This window comes from Pseudoalteromonas sp. 3D05 (assembly GCF_002723455.1).
Taxonomy (GTDB): Bacteria; Pseudomonadota; Gammaproteobacteria; order Enterobacterales; family Alteromonadaceae; genus Pseudoalteromonas.
Map to the genome: position 1 here is coordinate 14,678 of NZ_PDUS01000003.1, position 18,080 is coordinate 32,757.

Annotated in this window: 18 protein-coding genes; 7 read left to right on the forward strand and 11 right to left on the reverse strand. The window is 38.8% G+C overall.

All coding sequences use genetic code 11. From position 1 onward, the window contains the following. Positions 1-21: 21 nt before the first annotated feature. Complete coding sequence (locus tag CSC79_RS04215) at positions 22-342, reverse strand: YebG family protein (RefSeq protein WP_099294404.1); 321 nt, start codon at positions 340-342, stop codon at positions 22-24. Between the two features lie 263 nt (positions 343-605). On the opposite strand from CSC79_RS04215, the gene CSC79_RS04220 reads away from it, so the two are divergent. After that, positions 606-902: a helix-hairpin-helix domain-containing protein gene (locus CSC79_RS04220; RefSeq protein WP_099294406.1), complete on the forward strand. Its 297-nt coding sequence runs from the start codon at positions 606-608 to the stop codon at positions 900-902. Between the two features lie 48 nt (positions 903-950). On the opposite strand, the gene CSC79_RS04225 is transcribed toward CSC79_RS04220, so the two are convergent. From CSC79_RS04225 to CSC79_RS04235, 3 genes are all read right to left on the reverse strand, one after another. Further along, on the reverse strand, positions 951-1,262 hold the full coding sequence (locus tag CSC79_RS04225) for a DUF6170 family protein (protein ID WP_099294408.1): 312 nt from the start codon (positions 1,260-1,262) through the stop codon (positions 951-953). Then, positions 1,262-1,774 carry a disulfide bond formation protein DsbB gene (gene dsbB, locus CSC79_RS04230; RefSeq protein ID WP_099294410.1) on the reverse strand — a complete coding sequence of 171 codons (513 nt, stop codon included), beginning with the start codon at positions 1,772-1,774 and terminating at the stop codon, positions 1,262-1,264. Before dsbB ends, CSC79_RS04225 begins: the two co-directional genes overlap by 1 nt. 325 nt (positions 1,775-2,099) lie before the next feature. Further along, positions 2,100-4,046 (reverse strand): hypothetical protein, encoded by a 1,947-nt coding sequence (locus CSC79_RS04235; protein ID WP_099294412.1) that lies wholly within the window; start codon positions 4,044-4,046, stop codon positions 2,100-2,102. 192 nt (positions 4,047-4,238) lie between these two features. On the opposite strand from CSC79_RS04235, the gene fadR reads away from it, so the two are divergent. Then, entirely contained in the window at positions 4,239-4,952 is a 714-nt protein-coding gene (fadR, locus tag CSC79_RS04240) for a fatty acid metabolism transcriptional regulator FadR (protein WP_099294414.1), read from the forward strand. A 241-nt stretch (positions 4,953-5,193) separates the two neighbouring features. Then, positions 5,194-5,799, forward strand: coding sequence for a peroxiredoxin C (locus CSC79_RS04245; protein ID WP_058559809.1), 606 nt, complete (start codon positions 5,194-5,196; stop codon positions 5,797-5,799). A 63-nt stretch (positions 5,800-5,862) separates the two neighbouring features. On the opposite strand, the gene CSC79_RS04250 is transcribed toward CSC79_RS04245, so the two are convergent. Continuing rightward, positions 5,863-8,457, reverse strand: coding sequence for a TonB-dependent receptor (locus CSC79_RS04250; RefSeq protein WP_099294416.1), 2,595 nt, complete (start codon positions 8,455-8,457; stop codon positions 5,863-5,865). A gap of 173 nt (positions 8,458-8,630) precedes the next feature. After that, on the reverse strand, positions 8,631-9,110 hold the full coding sequence (gene smpB / locus CSC79_RS04255; protein ID WP_099294418.1) for an SsrA-binding protein SmpB: 480 nt from the start codon (positions 9,108-9,110) through the stop codon (positions 8,631-8,633). Positions 9,111-9,254: 144 nt separating this feature from the next. Between smpB and CSC79_RS04260 the strand changes: the two genes are divergently transcribed. Together CSC79_RS04260 and CSC79_RS04265 are read left to right on the forward strand one after the other, a co-directional pair. Then, positions 9,255-9,695 carry a type II toxin-antitoxin system RatA family toxin gene (locus tag CSC79_RS04260; RefSeq protein WP_099294420.1) on the forward strand — a complete coding sequence of 147 codons (441 nt, stop codon included), beginning with the start codon at positions 9,255-9,257 and terminating at the stop codon, positions 9,693-9,695. Further along, positions 9,692-10,018: an RnfH family protein gene (locus CSC79_RS04265; protein WP_099294422.1), complete on the forward strand. Its 327-nt coding sequence runs from the start codon at positions 9,692-9,694 to the stop codon at positions 10,016-10,018. The genes CSC79_RS04260 and CSC79_RS04265 overlap by 4 nt, the downstream gene beginning before the upstream one ends. A 295-nt stretch (positions 10,019-10,313) precedes the next feature. Here the strand turns inward: CSC79_RS04265 and CSC79_RS04270 are convergent, their stop codons facing one another. Continuing rightward, positions 10,314-10,673, reverse strand: a complete 360-nt coding sequence (locus CSC79_RS04270; protein ID WP_099294424.1) for an outer membrane protein assembly factor BamE — start codon at positions 10,671-10,673, stop codon at positions 10,314-10,316. Between the two features lie 119 nt (positions 10,674-10,792). Between CSC79_RS04270 and CSC79_RS04275 the strand changes: the two genes are divergently transcribed. Continuing rightward, on the forward strand, positions 10,793-11,125 hold the full coding sequence (locus CSC79_RS04275) for a GIY-YIG nuclease family protein (protein WP_099294426.1): 333 nt from the start codon (positions 10,793-10,795) through the stop codon (positions 11,123-11,125). Here CSC79_RS04275 and CSC79_RS04280 read toward each other — a convergent pair. From CSC79_RS04280 to ilvC, 4 genes are all read right to left on the reverse strand, one after another. After that, on the reverse strand, positions 11,105-12,004 hold the full coding sequence (locus CSC79_RS04280; protein ID WP_237113953.1) for a M28 family peptidase: 900 nt from the start codon (positions 12,002-12,004) through the stop codon (positions 11,105-11,107). The genes CSC79_RS04275 and CSC79_RS04280 overlap by 21 nt on opposite strands. Continuing rightward, positions 11,997-13,190 (reverse strand): tetratricopeptide repeat protein, encoded by a 1,194-nt coding sequence (locus CSC79_RS04285; RefSeq protein WP_099294428.1) that lies wholly within the window; start codon positions 13,188-13,190, stop codon positions 11,997-11,999. The genes CSC79_RS04280 and CSC79_RS04285 overlap by 8 nt, the downstream gene beginning before the upstream one ends. Positions 13,191-13,337: 147 nt before the next feature. Beyond that, the gene (locus CSC79_RS04290; RefSeq protein WP_099294430.1) at positions 13,338-15,251 is read right to left on the reverse strand and encodes a methyl-accepting chemotaxis protein; all 1,914 of its coding nucleotides are present in this window, start codon (positions 15,249-15,251) and stop codon (positions 13,338-13,340) included. Between the two features lie 198 nt (positions 15,252-15,449). After that, positions 15,450-16,922, reverse strand: coding sequence for a ketol-acid reductoisomerase (gene ilvC, locus CSC79_RS04295; protein WP_099294432.1), 1,473 nt, complete (start codon positions 16,920-16,922; stop codon positions 15,450-15,452). Positions 16,923-17,061: 139 nt separating this feature from the next. Between ilvC and ilvY the strand changes: the two genes are divergently transcribed. Beyond that, positions 17,062-17,976: an HTH-type transcriptional activator IlvY gene (ilvY, locus tag CSC79_RS04300; RefSeq protein ID WP_099294434.1), complete on the forward strand. Its 915-nt coding sequence runs from the start codon at positions 17,062-17,064 to the stop codon at positions 17,974-17,976. Positions 17,977-18,080 lie beyond the last annotated feature (104 nt).

The window sequence follows — 18,080 nt, forward strand, 5'->3', positions numbered from 1 at the left end:
CTTTTTTATTGTATATTTGGTTTAACTGGCTGCTTTTTCAGATGGACTCTTTAAGTCAGTAACTTTATCAGTGTCTTTCTTTGTTTTAGCTTGAGTAGGCTTACTTACTACATCTTTTGCGCCTTTAAGCACATTAATGAAGCCATCTTTGCTTTTAGCCATTTCTAAAGCAAGAGATTCAATTTGCTGTTCGCTTAAAGGAACGTCTACCTTTTCTAGCATAACCTCTAATGACTCTGCTATGTCGAGCATTTTGTCATACGCATCAGCTTCTTTTTTAGTAGTAAACGTCATACGCTCAACTCCGCTTCTTTCTACAACATATTTAACAACAACAGCCATGATCTCTCCTGCTAACGTACTTTTGTGTAATATTACACACTGAATTAGGTTACTGTTTTTATGTACAGTAATTGTTTGTGTGCATTTTTGCAAGTTAACATTTTAATTTTTTTATTATCGGTACATTTGACAAATTCATGACAGTTTACTTTATTTAATAGGTCCTACCTTTATCTTACTTAAAGAGCTGAGATTAGTTAAAAGGGAGGTCAATATTGTTTACTATTAATTTAGTCCAAGTATGGACAGCATGGAGGATAAACATGAAGTTTTTAAGTTTAATAGTTATTTTACTTGGCTTAGCGATAGCCAACCCTAGTTACGCAGTTGATACTAAATCAGCAACAGCAAGTGAATTAAGCAAAGCTGCAATGATCAATATAAATAAAGCAAATATTGATCAATTGATTACCTTACCCGGTATTGGTAAATCTAAGGCGCAGGCAATAGTTGATTACAGAGAGAGTCAAGGAGCGTTCAAATCAGTAACCGAATTGACTCAGGTTAAAGGGATTGGAAATAAATTATTGGCAAAATTAGAAGGAAAGATTGTGTTATAGCAACGAGTTTCATAAATCACTTTGAATGAAACTCTTGCTGAAGGCGAGTTAATCCTCGCCTTTTAAATTGTTATGTTGTTTTAGAGCTTCAGATAAGTAAGTTTTTGAAAATGCAATCTCAACAGGAGTCGTCAGTAAGGGATAGCTAAGCCCTGCTAAAAGTAATCCTACGAGCATTAGCCAGCCTTCAATATACACAAGAGATGCAAAAACAGGTGTTAAAAGTAGCAGTTTTACAATGCGTAAATTGATTTTTTGTATCGGTGAGAGCATTGATAACGCGATTGCTATTACCTCTTGCCGCTCACGTACTTTAAGATGATTAAGCTGCTTAATTTGACTAGAAAAAAATGCAATCATCATAAACTCTTTTTGATCAACAATCGGCTAAATATAACAGCGAAAAACACCACAGTAAATGCAGCGAAGATCACTTCCATCCATGCCGGCATACTTAGCCCTAAAAATTGCCAATCAATATTGCCACAGTCACCAGTTGCTGCAAAAAAGTGTGGTATCCACTCATGCAATGGAAGCGGGAAATTAGGTTCAAACTCACAGCTAAACGCAAACGGGTCAGTGGTTGTTTGCATATCAATATGTTCACGGGCTAATAAAAATCCCCATATACTTGCAACAGCCCAAGTAGAAAAAGCAGTAACACGCATAATCATATTATTAGGGTTAATAGCCCCAATGACCCCAGCGATTAATAACCCGAGCATAGCTGTTCGTTGATATATACACATAATGCATGGCTCTAAGCCCATCTGATATTGAAAAAATAAAGCGGTCACTTCAAATGTGAATGCTATTAATGCCAATAAAACCCAAGGAGTGCGTTTTTGCGCTAAGTTTGCTAACCAATTCATCGTGTTTCCAATTTAAATCTTTGTCTCAGATTATGACCCAGTATTCAATCAAGGTGCAAGTGTAAACCTGAAGGGAGTAATTAAATAACCGAATTTTGGTAAAGGGATGTGCTAAATAACCAGAACTCTAGATAAAAAATCTATCTCCATCCTCTATTTATTTGTGCATCTCTTAACTAGAGTTCGGGTTAAATAAACAGTTATTTTAAGCGGCTGCAATGGACTCAAAAGTAAAGAGCATTGTTTTAAATTTGAAAGGTCAGGGCTTGTTGTATTGGTGGGTAAGTAGATTGCGGGCATGAAGTCATACCCGCAAAAAGTAAGGCTATAGAACTGGTAAAGTTATTTTTCCAGTTATAACTTCTTCACTACCTTTAACTTTATATTCATAGCCAAGGGTTACTTGATTGTTGCTCGATACAGTATTGTCATTTAGGCGCCGAGTCTGATAATCAAAATCAGAAATGTACCAAGAGCCATCGTCAAGTGAAGTATGTAAATGAATATTATATGTTTCACCTAAAACATTTTCATTCAAAGCTGTGGCAACAGTTCTTAGCTGTTGGGTATTAGTATTACCTTCTGAAACGATAGTTCTCTGTTGATATTCATTAGTTTGTATTCCGTCTCTGGTATAGCTAATTAATGCTAATTTAAGACTTTCAAGAGACTCAATTGAACTAGGTAAATATATTGCACCGTTATTAGATGAATATGCATTTTCAGCTGAGATCCCCGCAGTATTTGATGCAAAAATAAGCTCACCGTTAGTGAAACCGTTATTATTATCAAATTTGATATCATCGATATTAAACTCACCTGCTTGGTCAACAGTAAAGCTGCTACCGGCTGAAACATTTTTTTCAACGTTTGTACTTTTTTCGATAACTTTATCTATTTCATAACGGTAATTGCCCGAAGAGAGTGTGGCAGTAGGTAGTACTGTTATAAAGTTATCGCTTAATGACAAAGAAGCGGTTAATGACATGGCAACATCTTCAAGACTAATACTAGTGACGCCAGGCTCAACAAAATCAGTGTCACTATCATTACCACGGATCACGTTTAGCTGATTTACTTTTGTCAGTGAAATTTCACTTTCAATTAGCTCAACAGGTGTATCTAAAAATACGTAAAATCCTTGTGTTGTTAAATCTATATCTTGACTCACAACATCAATTTGAGGACTTTGATAGCCTTTTTGAGGTTGAGTTACAATTGATATAGCTCCATTTTCAATCTGATGAAAACCATTAACCGAACTATTGTAACTACCTTGAATATTTGCACCACCGTCTGAAGCCTTTACTGTAATCTTGCTACTTTGAAACAAGGTTCCTTGTGAATCATAGTAGCTAGGCAGCATCAAATTAAGTGTTGAAGTGCCTTTATATTCAAATACGTACTCATTCGTTGTGCTATCAAAATCTGCTGCAGATGTTTTTGAAAGTTGTGTGTATGCGACAATATCTAAATCATTGATTGTGTTACCAAGAGTATCAATCACAGAAAGGCGAACAGAAAACTCTGCGCTCTGGGCTGTTTTAGACACATAAACACTGCTGTTATTATCTAAATCTAGGGTAAAAATTGTATTATTTTGATTAGGTTGACGAGTCAGTACATAGTCATCAATAGCATCGTTATCAATATCTAAGTCTACTAAAAGTTGTCTGTTTAAGCCGACCGCACGCGCAATTGAATAAGTGCCTGTTTGCTCATTAAATGTAGAACTAACATAATGTTCATTACGCTGTTGCCAATTTGATATGTCTTCAAGTCCTTTGGAAGTTGAATACGTAAAATCTAAGTCTGTAACGGGGGCGTTGGTGCCATTTTGTAGCACTTCAAATTCAATAATTTCTTGGTTTGTTACCTCTAAAGCACCTAACTGGCTAATGCCCGTTCCTGTATTGCCGTAAAAAGCACGTTCTTGAAACGAGTCATCGGCGCTTGATACTAATAGTGCGAAATCTGACTCAAGCGCTAAATTGCTTAATTCAAAAATGCCATCGGTAGCAGCTTTAGGTTCACTCCAAGTATTACCTATTTTGATAGAGACTAAGGCGTTATTAACTTTATCGTTGCTGATTAAGTGCTCAACAGTACCTGTTAATGTAGCTGTTTGGGCTGATTCTACTTCTACTGTTGGTTTATTTTGATTTTCAATTGCAGAAATAATATCGTCATTATTACTGTCTTCTACTTCAAGGCAGCCAGTGACTAAGAAACTAGCGGAAATTGCAAGTGCGATCGATGTATGTTTAAACATATAAACTCCGTTTATTATTATACTTTTCCCAATTCGGGGGCGTTGAGTTTACATTCCTCTTAGCATTATTGCATTCGAAATTTAAAAAAACAGCGCAGGGGAATTACTTTGCTTGTTAGTTTTTAATCATCTGGTACAATCAGTCAGTTAATCTTGAAAGTGAAGTAATGTGATAACTCGAGTGGGAATTGAATGAGAATTTTTAAAGCAAAAAGCCCAGCTGGCTTTGCAGAAGAGTACATTGTTGAATCAATTTGGAATGGCGATTTTCCGCCTGGTTCTATTCTTCCTGCTGAACGCGAATTATCAGAATTAATCGGTGTAACGCGCACGACCTTACGTGAAGTTCTTCAGCGTCTAGCCCGAGACGGTTGGCTGACAATACAGCACGGCAAACCTACTCGTGTAAATAACTTTTGGGAAACCTCTGGGTTAAATATTCTTGAAACACTCGCACGTCTTGATGAAGACAAGATGCCAGAGCTTACTGATCAACTGCTTTCGGCGCGCACCAATATTAGTGCAATTTATACGCGTGCTGCGATTAAGTTAGCCCCAGAGCGTGTTATAGAGATTCTTTCACAAAGCGATGAACTTGAAGACAGCGCACAAGCGTTCGCTGATTACGATTATAAAGTCCATCACGAATTAGCTGTTGCGGGTAATAATCGCATATATGTACTTATTCTTAATGGGTTTAGAGGCTTTTACTCTAAAATAGGCTGTCATTATTTTTCAGATCCTGGTACCCGCCAACTAGCTCGCCAATTCTATAAAGATCTTACTAAATTAGCACAAGAAGGTGAGCATGATGGCGCTATCTTTATGATGCGTAAATATGGTCATCAAACGGGTGAAATTTGGCAAAAGATCCGTGGCGATATGCCCGAAGATATAATGGATTAGAGATTTTCTATTTATTAAAAACCTGCTTTGCAGGTTTTTTTATGCCAATGAATACATAAATACTGTCTTCTATAAATCCGATTGAATAAATCGAAAAATCCGATTATCTATTTAAACTGATTATCTCTAAACTATTTTGACAATTATGCATGCTAGCCCTTGGTATTTATTTTTTAGATCCCATATTAAAGCAAGCGTTGCGTAAGCAATTAGAAATAAACTCAAATATTTGGAGAATAAAATGGGTGTATTAGTAGGCCGCCAGGCACCAGACTTTACCGCTGCAGCAGTACTAGGTAACGGCGAGATCGTAGATAGCTACAATCTTCACGAAACAATCAAAGGTAAAAAAGCAGTTATCTTCTTTTACCCACTAGATTTCACTTTCGTATGTCCTTCTGAGCTAATTGCTTTTGACAAGCGTTATGAAGAGTTCCAAAAGCGTGGCGTAGAAGTAATTGGTGTTTCAATTGATTCACAATTCTCGCACAACGCATGGCGTAAAACTGCTGTTGCAGATGGCGGTATCGGTGAAGTTAAATATGCACTAGTTGCAGACGTTAAGCACGAAATCTGTAAAGCATATGACGTTGAGCATCCAGAAGCTGGCGTTGCATTTCGTGGTTCATTCTTAATCGACGAAGAAGGTAACGTACGTCACCAAGTAGTTAACGATTTACCACTTGGCCGTAACATCGATGAAATGTTACGTATGGTTGATGCATTAGCATTCCACAGCGAGCACGGTGAAGTATGCCCTGCTGGTTGGACTGAAGGTAAAAAAGGGATGGATGCAAGCCCTGCAGGCGTTGCAAAGTTCCTTTCTGAAAACGAAGGCGACCTATAATTTAGGCCCTTGTTATAAGAATTAAAAAACCCGCTTACTAGCGGGTTTTTTGTTGTGTTAATGTTAGAAAGCGAATGACACTTTAGTGTAAATATAACGTCCACGAGGGTTATGAACCCCAGATGCGTAGCCATATAAATCACTGTCGCCATCACCAATTGCAAAAGGAGGCTCTTCATCAAATAAATTATTGATACCAATAGAGACTTTTGTTGATTCTGTAATACGATAAGCTGTTTGTAAATCGACTAAGACTTGAGAGTCAACCATTCTTGATGTGTTGCTATCAAAATCTAATGTACCATCAAAATCAATATCAGGCGTATCCTCAAACTCGCCAACATAACTGATGTTTACATTGGTATTAAATTCACCCATTTCCCAATTAGTAGAGAAAATCCAACGATGCTCCGGGTAACCGTATTCGCCAGTGTAATCTCGACCGTCTTTTTCGAATTTATCTTGATAAGCCCACTCTAAATTGAATTTAAGCAATCCTAAATCATCCAATGAGTGGTTATAGTTTGCAGAGAAGTCGATACCAGATACTTCTTGTGATGATACATTCTCAAACGTACTGTGAATCTTTTGAATAACGCCTAGTCGTTGTCCAGCTTGAGGTGATAAGCGGACACAAACAGAACTGTTTTGATTATCACATTCGGCATCGTAGATAGGACCAAATGCCTGCTCATCAATTTTGTTGTCTTGCGTTATGCTCCATACATCAATACTTAATCCAATTTCGGCTGTCGGTGCCCAAATAAAACCGACATTCCATGACTCAGATTCTTCAGCTTGTAAATCAGGGTTACCAGCAAATTGAATATTATAATCCAGTACGCCACAATCTTCTCCAGAGTCTGCGCATCGGTACGAATCAACAAAGAACTGACTTTCTTCTGATGGTCCCAAGCCAATTTGGGCTAGTGATGGAGCTCTAAACCCTTGTGCCCATGAACCACGTACTGTGATTTCGTCAGTAGGTGCCCAGCGTAATGCCACTTTAGGATTCGTGGTGGTGCCAAAGTCACTGTAATCATCAAAACGACCAGCAAGTTGAAGCTCTAGGCTATCAGCAAGGGGGATAGAAAATTCAACATAGGCTGCATATTGTTCACGATCAGCCGCTGCTGAGACCGATTCAGTACCAAAAATTAAACCACGTTGAAATTGGTCATCTGGAATATCGCTAACATCCTCCTCTCGGTATTCAATACCAGCAGCCATCATTACAACGCTGTCGCCAAATTCAAATGCTTCACCGGTAATATTTGCATCGAATGAGGTCATGTGTGATTCACCACGACGGACTAAGCTTGTAGTAATACGATCAACTACAGCAGGGTCATTATAGGTGCCACCAAATGGATTATAATTACCAGCGTCAATTTCTTGCTGTAGGAAATCTGTTCTCACCCAACCTTGTGAACGATTGCCTGTTTGAAGTGATTTACTGCGACCTTTTTGTACGGCAGCTTCCCAGCCCCAGTCATTTATGTCGCCTTTAAGACCTGCTACAAAGCGAAGAGTATCAGACTCAATATCCCATTGGCGAGGTCCAGCATCTACTGTTCTGTAACGTCCTATTTTAATATCTTGTCCAAATGGATTGTTAGGGTGACTACCAGGAACAGTTAGCCCTGCATCTTCATCTAAGGGAGTTGGGGCGCCAGCTGCAATTGAGCTGTTATGTTGAACAGCCATTTCCATAAATGCGGTAATGCCGCTGTCAAAGTTGTACTCAAATTGTGAAATAGCACCAACACGCTCAGAGGCAGGCGCGATGTAACCAAATGGACCATAGTCGAATAAGCAACTGCCACTTGAAGTTGCATTTTCAGCAGGGCAGTCGGGGTCAATGGTTTTTACATCATCGACATAAAAGTACCCTGGAAACCCGCGTGATGAGCGGAAGTCTTGACCGCCATAGGCACTTTGATTTGCAGTACCTAAACGACCCATCTCATTTGATGACAATGATGTATTTTTAAAATAGTCAACAATGACTGAGGCGCTACTTTTGTCATTAGAGGTACCCCACACTAAGCTGGCAGAGGTTTCTTCATAATTAGGGCCATCTGTACCACCGTAGCCTAAATTAACTTCCAGGCCATCAATGTCTTTTTTGAGAATAACATTTACAACACCTGCCACTGCATCAGAGCCATAAATAGCAGAGGCGCCATCTTTTAATATGTCGATTCGTTCAATAGCAGAAACAGGAATGCTATTTATATCAACGAATGAGTTTGTAATACTCTCAGCGAATGCACTGATCGCGACTCGTCGACCATTGATCAAAACAAGTGTTGCATCCGCCCCCAATCCTCTTAGGCTAACTGCTGCTGCGCCATTTGCAGTAGAGTCTTGATTGTTCCCGCGGGTTGAGAAGGTGCCGTTGCCTGCAACAGGCATTCTTTCAAGTAGTTGTTGCAGGTTATCGTAACCCATATTATCTATATCAGCGCGACTAATTGATTGCACAGGGGAAGGGCCTTCAATGTCGGTGCGCTTTATTCGAGAACCCGTTACTTCTATACGTTCTACTTTTTTTACTTCTTCAGCGGCTGATGTGTTAGCTGTATAGCCACTTGCGGCGATTGCAAGTGTCATACTTGCTAAAATTGAGGGTGTAAATGGAAGTGATTGCTTCATCCTTAAGTCCTTGTTGTCATAATAAATATTTTAGGCTTTGAGCCTGTAATAGGAATATCATGTAACAAGGGTGTTATAAAATAAGACTAAAGTTTAATGTAATGTGAACTTTACTTGATGGGTAAAATGATATAAGTAAATAAAAACGCCTAACAGAGTTAGGCGTTTATTGGTTAGACTTTGTGCTTCATTAGCCGTTCTTTTTCACGGGACCAGTCTTTATTTTTGCCGTCCTCGCGTTTGTCATGCATTTTTTTACCTTTACCTAACTGAAATTCAAGTTTTACCCAGCATTTTTTCCAATACATAGCTGTGGCAATCAATGAATATCCATCGCGCTCGGTTGCACCTACTAAACGGTCTAACTCACGCCTGCTCAAAAGCAGTTTTCGATAACGTAGAGGGTCACAAATAACATGGGTAGAAGCACTGTTAAGGGGCTGTATTTGACTGCCCAGCAAAAAAGCTTCGCCATTTTTAAGATGAATATAAGTTTCAGAAATATTTACTTTACCTGCTCGGATACTTTTAACTTCCCAGCCTTGTAGTTCAATACCTGCTTCAAACTTGTCGTGTAAAAAATACTCATGGCGCGCTTTTTTATTTAACGCGATGGTATTGTTTGTCGATTTAGATGATTTTTTCTTAGCCATAGTGGCCCATATTATACGTAAAGCTCTGCTTTTTACATCGATTTTTTAAATTTACATGTAAAAGTCGATTTAAATAAAGCGCCAGTAATGTTTGGGGAAAAACGCAAAGCTTGCTAAAATTCGCCCACACAGTTGGGAGTGAGTATGCCACAAATAGAAAAAAGTGCGCTAGTTATGTATAGCAGTAAAGAGATGTTTAATTTAGTGAATGATGTAGATGCATACCCTAAATTCTTACCGCATTGCTCTGATGCAAAAATAATAACTCAGCAATCAAATACGATGACGGCAAGTTTAGAAATTTCTAAAGCAGGCATTAAAAAATGGTTTACAACAGAGAATACATTTGTTGATGAGCATACGGTGATGTTGCGTTTGGTGGATGGTCCTTTTAAAGCGTTAAAAGGTCAATGGCACTTTAGAACACTTGATGAAAGTGCGTGTAAGGTAGAGTTACGCCTTGAGTTTGAGTTTGCGAGTAAACTTATTGAACTGGCTTTTGGGAAAATTTTTAATGATGTTGCAAAGAATATGGTTAACGCATTTACTCAAAGAGCGAAAGATGTATATGGTCCGCGATTATGATTAGTGTTGAAGTTGTGTTTGCATTGCCTACAACGGCAACTTCTTTAACTGTAGAGGTTCCACAAGGTACGAGCGCAGAAGAAGCTGTAATTAAATCAGGTATACTTCAAAAGTGTCCTGAAATAGATGCTACTTCTTTAACTTTGGGAGTGTGGAATCGAACATGCAAATTAACTCAAGTGCTTGCGCAAGGTGATAGAGTAGAAATTTATCGTCCCTTGATAGCAGATCCAAAGGATGCAAGGCGTAAGCGAGCTGAAAAAGCAAAAGAAGAAGGCCGCGCGAATAAAGTTACTGGTGGGCGAGCACTCGACAAGCCGTAAACGGAAAAAGGTTAGCTTTTGTAATATACCCAAGCAATCTCAAGATGCAGAATTCAGCGTTTCACAGGGGCTTAATATCAAGGCGTTACTTTGCAACAATGGCAATATCCCTTTTAATAAGTAACAACGATGAGAGTAAGTTCCTGTGAAGCGCCCCATGGGTTGGTTTAAAAGCAATTTATACTGCGTTATTGATTTTAACAATAGAACCACTATTATTTACAATCAATGCCTAGCCTAAATCGCTTTTAATTCCAACTGAAACTAGCACCTTGAGGTGGTATAGTAATTGTGATTACTGCTCAAGTGGGGTATTAAATTCTTCAGGCTGCTCGTAATCACCGCTTAATGAAACCAGTTTTTCATTCTCAAAGTTAATAGTAAGCGATTTACGTTGCTCGTTTTTACGACCTAAGTTGAAAGAATATACATAGTGCCACGTATTTTTATCGAATGCATCTTCTGCGACGGGTTTACCCAAAACATAAAGAACCTGCTCTCGTGTCATATTAATACGTAATTTATCAACATCTGATTGTTCTAAAAAGTTACCTTGTGGAATATTTATACGGTAAACCCAGCTAGAACATCCAGCAATACTACTAAGCGTAACTGCAACTATAAACCAAAGAGAAAAAGTTTTTAACGACTGCATTGTTTGTTTGGATCCTTATTTTTTATAAACTGCATGATACCGATTAGTCACTTAAGGTAAAACCTTTTTGCACAATTGTTTGGCACTTAATTTACACTATCGATGTTTGGAGTGATGATTTGACCATAAAGAGCGATAAAAGTTTAGCCTCAGAAAAAAATACATCCAAAGAGCCAGAAGCAATTTGGTCTTTGTATATAGTTCAAACCAGGCTGGGGCATTGGTATACAGGAATTTCAACTGATGTTGCTAAACGTTTTGCCACGCATCAGGCTGGTAAAGGGGCTAAAAACTTGAAGGGGAAAGGGCCTTTAACACTAGTTTTTCAGGTTGTGGTTGGGAATCGAAGTGAAGCAACAAAGCTCGAGTACAGAGTAAAACAGTTAACAAAACCCCAAAAGCGAGCGTTTATTAAGACGCAGGAGTTGCCTTTAAAAGTCAGCAAAGTCTAACTTGCGAATAAACTTTTCAATATAGAGAACTGTTTCTAAGTACATTGTTTGGTCAATACTTGCAAAGTCATCAGATAATTTATGATGATGCTTGTCATCCCCCACCCCAAAATAGATGTAGCCTATACCTGCTTTTGCAAAAGAATAATGATCACTGGCTTTGCGCCAGTCAATGCGATTATTTTTTATTAACCGATTCATATGATATGTGGAGCTTGTCACTTTTATATTGATACTATTTGTAGCTATTAAGTTTGTTAGGTTTTTTACTACCTGCTTTTGCTGACGGGAAGTAAAAGCGTATAAAGTAGGCTGGCGCTTTTTGACGCCCAACATATCAAGGTTAATATTTAATAATGGCAAAGAGGTGTCAAGCGTAGAGACATAAAACTGACTCCCATGTAAGCCATTTTCTTCTGCATCCACCGCGACAAAAGCAACGTTAAAATTAGGCGGGCGGACTTTTAGTTGCTGTGCAAGATAAAGTAGTGCACTAACACCCGTTGCATTATCGTTTGCACCAGGAAAATGCTTTCCACCTTTGCTACCTAAATGATCGTAATGTGCGGTTATGATCAGTTGCGGTGCGAGCGCATTAGATGTCGTCAAGTTGGCAATAACATTATTGCCCATGGAACTTGAGAAAAAACCACTACGGTACTCAAAGGGTTGTAACTGGCTCTGATAGCCAAGTGAATGAAAACGTTTATTTATATATTGTGCTGCCTTAAACGCGCCCTGGGAATTTGTTTTTCTTCCATTAAAGGTCTCAGAGCTTAGGTGCAATAAATCATCAAACAACTGTTGTTGTGTTACTTGTGTATATGCTGGTGTGCAATAGCATACCGTATAGAGTAAAAGTAATGCTTTTTTAATCACTAACTTTGGCCGTCATATTTCTTAATACTGCTAACTTGGACTGATATCGTTCTTTATCGTGTTTAAAATCTGCATATTTATTTGCTAAGCGAAGTTGTTTATAAGCATGCTTAAAATCACCTAATTGGTAGTAGGTTTTTGCTAAGCCAAAGTAGCTATCATGGAGTTTTTTATCGAGTTTTTTAGCTTTATGGTAATGCTTAATTGCATCGCGATAAGCGCCATCTTTGTAGGCTGTGTTGCCTAAAGAAACATGATAATAAGGGTTGCTTTGACGCTTTCTATCTAGTGAGTCCAATATTTCACTCGCTTGTTCATCACGATCTGTTAGTTTATAAAGCAAAGCCAAGTTTCCAAGAGCTGTATGGTTATTTTTGTCGGCCTCTAAAGCGTAATTATAGGCGAGCTCTGCGTCTTTAAATTGATTAGTGATCCTAAATAACACAGCTAAATTACCCCATGCACTAGAATAGTCGTTATCAGTTTTAGTTGCAGCACCAAAATAGCTGTAAGCAAGATCGTATTGCTTATTCAGCATAGCAATTACACCTTTATTGTTATAAAACATGGCTGTAATCCGGGCTTTTGAAATATTACTTGTTTGAAACTTTTCGCCTCGAGAGTTGGGGTCAAAATCTATAACGACAGAGTCTAAGCTATTGTAAACATGTTTTATATTACTGCCTTTATTTAAAGGCTGAGATATACGCAAGTTTATATGGCTTGTTAAAAGGTTATACCCTTTATTTAGTGCCCAGTATTCTGGAATATGTACTTGTTGAAACTGAGTGGCCATTCCTAAATGCTCAGCCATGCTGTATGCCAATATAGATAATGAAAGGCAGTTGGCATTTAGATCTCGATAGGCTTGGCTAGCAACCAGTGTAGCGCCTGATTGATAAGATAATGATTCATCGCCATTTTCAAGTAAAAACCTAAGTAGCTTTCGGGTAGACTGCAAGTTTCGTTTTGTAGGTGGAAACGCACTGTCTAACTGCTGCTTTATATCTTCACTTAATACAAATATTTCAGAGGGGGTCTCGACGGGTAAGGTTTTAAAACTATACATTAAAGCAAAATTGGGGGGAGCAGAGAGTTGTGTGTTATTGGATGTGGCGTTACAACCGCTTAATAAAATTAGAAATAAAACGATGGCTAAACATGTGTTTGCGTTTGATGTTGTCATTTGACTGCCCCAACTAATCAATTTACATATTAATTATAGTCTATATTTTGAGCGGGGTAGGTCTGAACAAGTTGAAAGTTAAGAAGCGCTGTTAATTCAGAGTCTATTAGAACTAAAAGCGCGTAAGTCATAATTTAGCGATAAGGGTTAATGCTTTTCAAAGGTAGCTACTAACTTATCCAAGGCTTGAGCACTGCTGGCTAGATCACTAATTGCCTGCTCAGTACTCATTTGCTCTTGCAATGCTTTATCGCTTATCTCGCTAATTGATTCAATTGTACGCCCAACGTCAGTAACAACCGTACTTTGTTCTTCAGTTGCTGTTGCAATAAGCGTTGCCATGTCATTTATTTCGTTTGCCGTATTGGTAATTGCACTTAATAATTGAACAGAGTTTTGCATGGCTAGTACACTCTCTTGAGCCTTATTTTTTGATTGTGTGATATTAGTAACAACTAATGATGAGGTACTCGTTAATTCTTCAATCATCGTTTGAATTTCAGTTGTTGATTGTGATGTGCGGCTTGCTAGCGCTCTCACTTCATCCGCAACGACTGCGAACCCTCGACCATGCTCGCCTGCACGTGCAGACTCAATTGCAGCATTTAAAGCCAGTAAGTTGGTTTGTTCTGAAATCCCTCGAATAGAATCAACAATAGTCGCAATAGCCGCTGTCTTTTGTGAAAGCTGCTCAACTTGGGTGGTTATATGATCAATATCTCCAGCTAAAGCCGAGATAGCTTCCTGGCTGAGGCTCACTTGTTGATGGCTCTTGTCGGTATTTGCCTTACTATCTTGTGTTAGCTTTGCAGCCGTTGCTGCACTGCTTGCGATTTCTTGAACTGTAGCGCCCATTTGATTAATAGCCGCAGCGACAGTAATAGTCTGTTCTTTCTGACTATCAATAGCTTGTGAGTTACGCTGTGCTTGATCAAATACATGTTGAGAGCTTTGGCGTATTTCATGGCTTTCACTGGCAACTTTTGCAATCGCTGTTTCAATTTTTGTCAGGAATAAGTTAAAGCCGTTGCTTAATTTAGCCAGCTCAGGTTGAGCAGACTCAGGTAAGCGGTAGGCTAAATTAGCATCGCCAGAACCTAAACGAGTGAATAATTCAGCCATTTTTGATAGGGGAGATGACAATGAACGTGCAAGTAGAAAACTTACTGCGGATGCAATCAATCCAATTAAAATAGCAAAGCTAATTATCTGCCATTGTAAATCACTTATCCCTGAAAAGACTTCATCCTTAGCAACTTGCGCTACAACATATAAATGTGTGCCTTTAATCGGACTTGCGGCAAGGAAATAGGCTTTATCGTCAATGGTGGTTTCTAATAAATTAAAATCATTTTCTTGCAATAACTGGCTTGCGATACCTGGTCCATATAGTGAGTCAATTTGTGCTTTGGCAACTTTATTTGCGTCTCTATGGAGTTTAACTAAACCTGTATCGTCGGCGATGAATACAAAACCTGATTGCTCAATTCTAAACCTGTTTAATAAAGCTTGCATTGCAGAAATGCTTTTTGCAAGGCCTGCAAGGCCTACACCATTAGTTTGCTGGTGATTTACAAACATTTTTACGTCGTTGTCACTTTCTTGAAAAATGCTAATTGAAAAAGGCTGTTCACTTTGTTTGAAGCCGTAAAACCAAGCATCTTGCTCAGTATTCAACACTCTTAAAAAACCATCTTGATTCCAGTATTGGGCACTTTCTCTGTTAGCCCAAGATGCCGTAGCAAGGTTATATTGGCGTTTTACGCGGTTTAACTCATTGATTAAAATCGTGTCATTAGCATTGTTCTTAGCTGCCCAATCTAAAATAAACTCATTGCTAGATAATTGTTGTGCAGCACTTTTGAGCTGATTTATCTCTAAACTAATATAGTTATTGATAGCTTGGATTTTACTAGGGAGCTCAGACTCAATCATACGCTGTTCTATAATCTTTTTTGCACTGAATAAAGATGTGATACCTATTAATGCAGATACCATTAATGCGATACAGATACCTAACAGTGTTATTTTTTGCGTGATTGGAGTGCGTTGTAGGAACATAATATGTTTGTTAATTTACTGCGTTGGCGTTCAGTTTAGCACAATAATAAGCCACTGCGATATGATATGTGTAGAAATTGGGGAAGTTACCTAATTGCTTTTAGAGGATGCTATTTGCTGTTTTAGGTATGAAAAAGCCCACAGCAAATGCCAGTGGGCTTGGTTTCTAACAAGCGAAACTTCTTTTATTGTCCAGGGTTAAACAATTTTTTTCATTGCTGACATATAGCCACGCAATTTGGCGCCTACAATTTCAACAGGGTGCTCACGTAGTGCTTTATTTATTTCGATTAATGTTTTGTTATCAACGTAGTTACTTTGTTCAGCCAAACCTTTACCTATTACATCTGTTGAGATGTCTTTCATAAAGTCTTTTAGTAGTGGTAAACAAGCGTGATTATACAAATAACACCCGTATTCTGCAGTGTCAGAGATTGTTCTATTCATTTCATAGAGTTTTTTACGGGCAATAGTATTAGCAATAAGTGGCGTTTCATGAAGTGACTCGTAATACGCCGACTCTTCAATGATACCTGCAGCTGTCATCGTTTCAAAAGCAAGTTCTACGCCTGCTTTAACCATAGCAACCATTAAAATGCCATTATCAAAAAACGCTTGTTCTGTAATTTCGACATCACCCGCAGGTGTTTTTTCAAAGTTAGTTTCAGCTGTTTCTGCACGCCACTTTAATAGGTTAGCATCATCATTTGCCCAATCTTCCATCATAACGCGAGAGAACGTACCATCGATGATGTCATCTTGGTGCTTATTGTAAAGCGGGCGCATAATCACCTTAAGTTGCTCACTTAATTCAAACGCTTTTACTTTTGCTGGGTTTGATAAGCGGTCAAGCATATTTGTAACGCCACCGTATTTAAGTGCCTCAGTTATCACTTCCCAACCGTATTGAATTAGCTTAGAGGCGTAGCCTGGTTCAATATCGTTTTCGACCATTTTGTCGAAACATAAGATAGAACCTGTTTGAAGCATGCCGCAAAGGATAGTTTGCTCGCCCATTAGGTCAGACTTTACTTCAGCAATGAATGATGACTTCAGCACGCCTGCTCTGTGGCCCCCCGTGCCTGCTGCGTAGGCTTTTGCTTGCGCTAGACCTTTACCTTGAGGGTCGTTTTCTGGGTGTACGGCGATAAGTGTCGGAACACCAAATCCACGTTTGTACTCTTCACGTACTTCAGAGCCTGGGCACTTCGGGGCAACCATGATGACGGTGATATCGTCACGTACTTGCATACCTTCTTCAACAATGTTGAAACCATGCGAGTAAGCAAGCGTAGAGCCTTGTTTCATCATTGGCATAATTGCACTGACAACTGCGGTGTGCTGCTTATCTGGTGTTAAATTAAGTACTACATCTGCGCTAGGAATTAATTCCTCATAAGTACCTACTGTAAAGCCATTTTCAGATGCGTTTAAAAATGACTGGCGGCGCTCACTGATTGCTGAATCTCGTAATGTATAAGAAACATCCAGCCCTGAGTCACGTAGATTAAGACCTTGATTCAGGCCTTGTGCACCACAACCAACAATAACGAGCTTTTTACCTTTTAGTGCTTCGACTCCCTCAGCAAATTCAGCTGGGTCCATAAATTCGCATTGCGCTAATTGAGCTAACTGCTCACGTAAAGGAAGTGTATTAAAATAATTCGCCATTGTTAGTATCCTATTCATATAAATGCTGTTAGATGCAAGTTTACTGACTTGCTTGGTGTTACCCTATGTGAATAATGTGCTTGCGTAAAATGATATATTTGAATTAAAGTGTTTCATAAAATGAAATATAGGAATGAGCGTGGATCATAAGCGATTAAGTTACTTTTTGGTGTTAGCAAAAACGTTGCATTTTGCCCGTGCGAGCGAGCTGTGTCATATCAGTGCACCAACTTTGAGCCGAAATATAATGCAATTGGAAGATGAAGTTGGCGTTGCATTATTTAGTCGAGATAACCGAAGTGTAAAATTAACACGTGAAGGTGAGTCGTTTATTGATTATGCAAATGCTACGCTTACTAATTGGCATCGTTTTCGTGCAAATGTTCAAGACCCTGAACAGACGATATACGGGAAGGTTGGGATATATTGCTCAGTTACCGCTTCATACAGTTTTTTACATCAAATGTTGGAACAATTAAGATTAGAGCATCAATATATTGAGTTAAAGCTAAATACTGGTGACCCTGCGCTGGCAATCAATAGGGTGCTTGACTCTCATGAAGATATGGCAATAGCCGCTAAACCTGACAAACTACCGAATCAGATTGCATTTGCGAGTATAGGGTATTCATCTTTGGTGTTCATTGCGCCTCGCAATCCTACGTTAATTAGAGAAAAGCTAACAACTAAAGCAGAATCAATCGATTGGTCTGAATTAGAGTTTATCGTACCTGAACAAGGGTTAACTCGGCAAAGGCTTGAACAATGGTGGCGTAAGCATAATATTAACGCAAAAATATATGCGCAGGTTGCTGGCCATGAAGCTATGGTATCAATGGTTAGCTTAGGGTTAGGTATAGCAATGGTACCTAAAATCGTGCTGGATAATAGTCCTCTTAAAGATCGCGTTCATATCATAAGTGACCAACGTGACGCTCCCGCCGGTTTTGAAATCGGATTAGCAGTGCTCAAGAAAAACCTTGCCGATCCTGCTTTGAATGCGCTTTGGAAAATTGCGCAATCTTTAAAGGAAATTAATAGCCTGGCTAATTAGTACAATATTGGGGGTGAATGTATCAAAAGTGTGAATGATTGTAATCAACTGGGGATAAGTTTTTAATAGCTTGCTATTATACCGACACAAACAGCATAAAAACG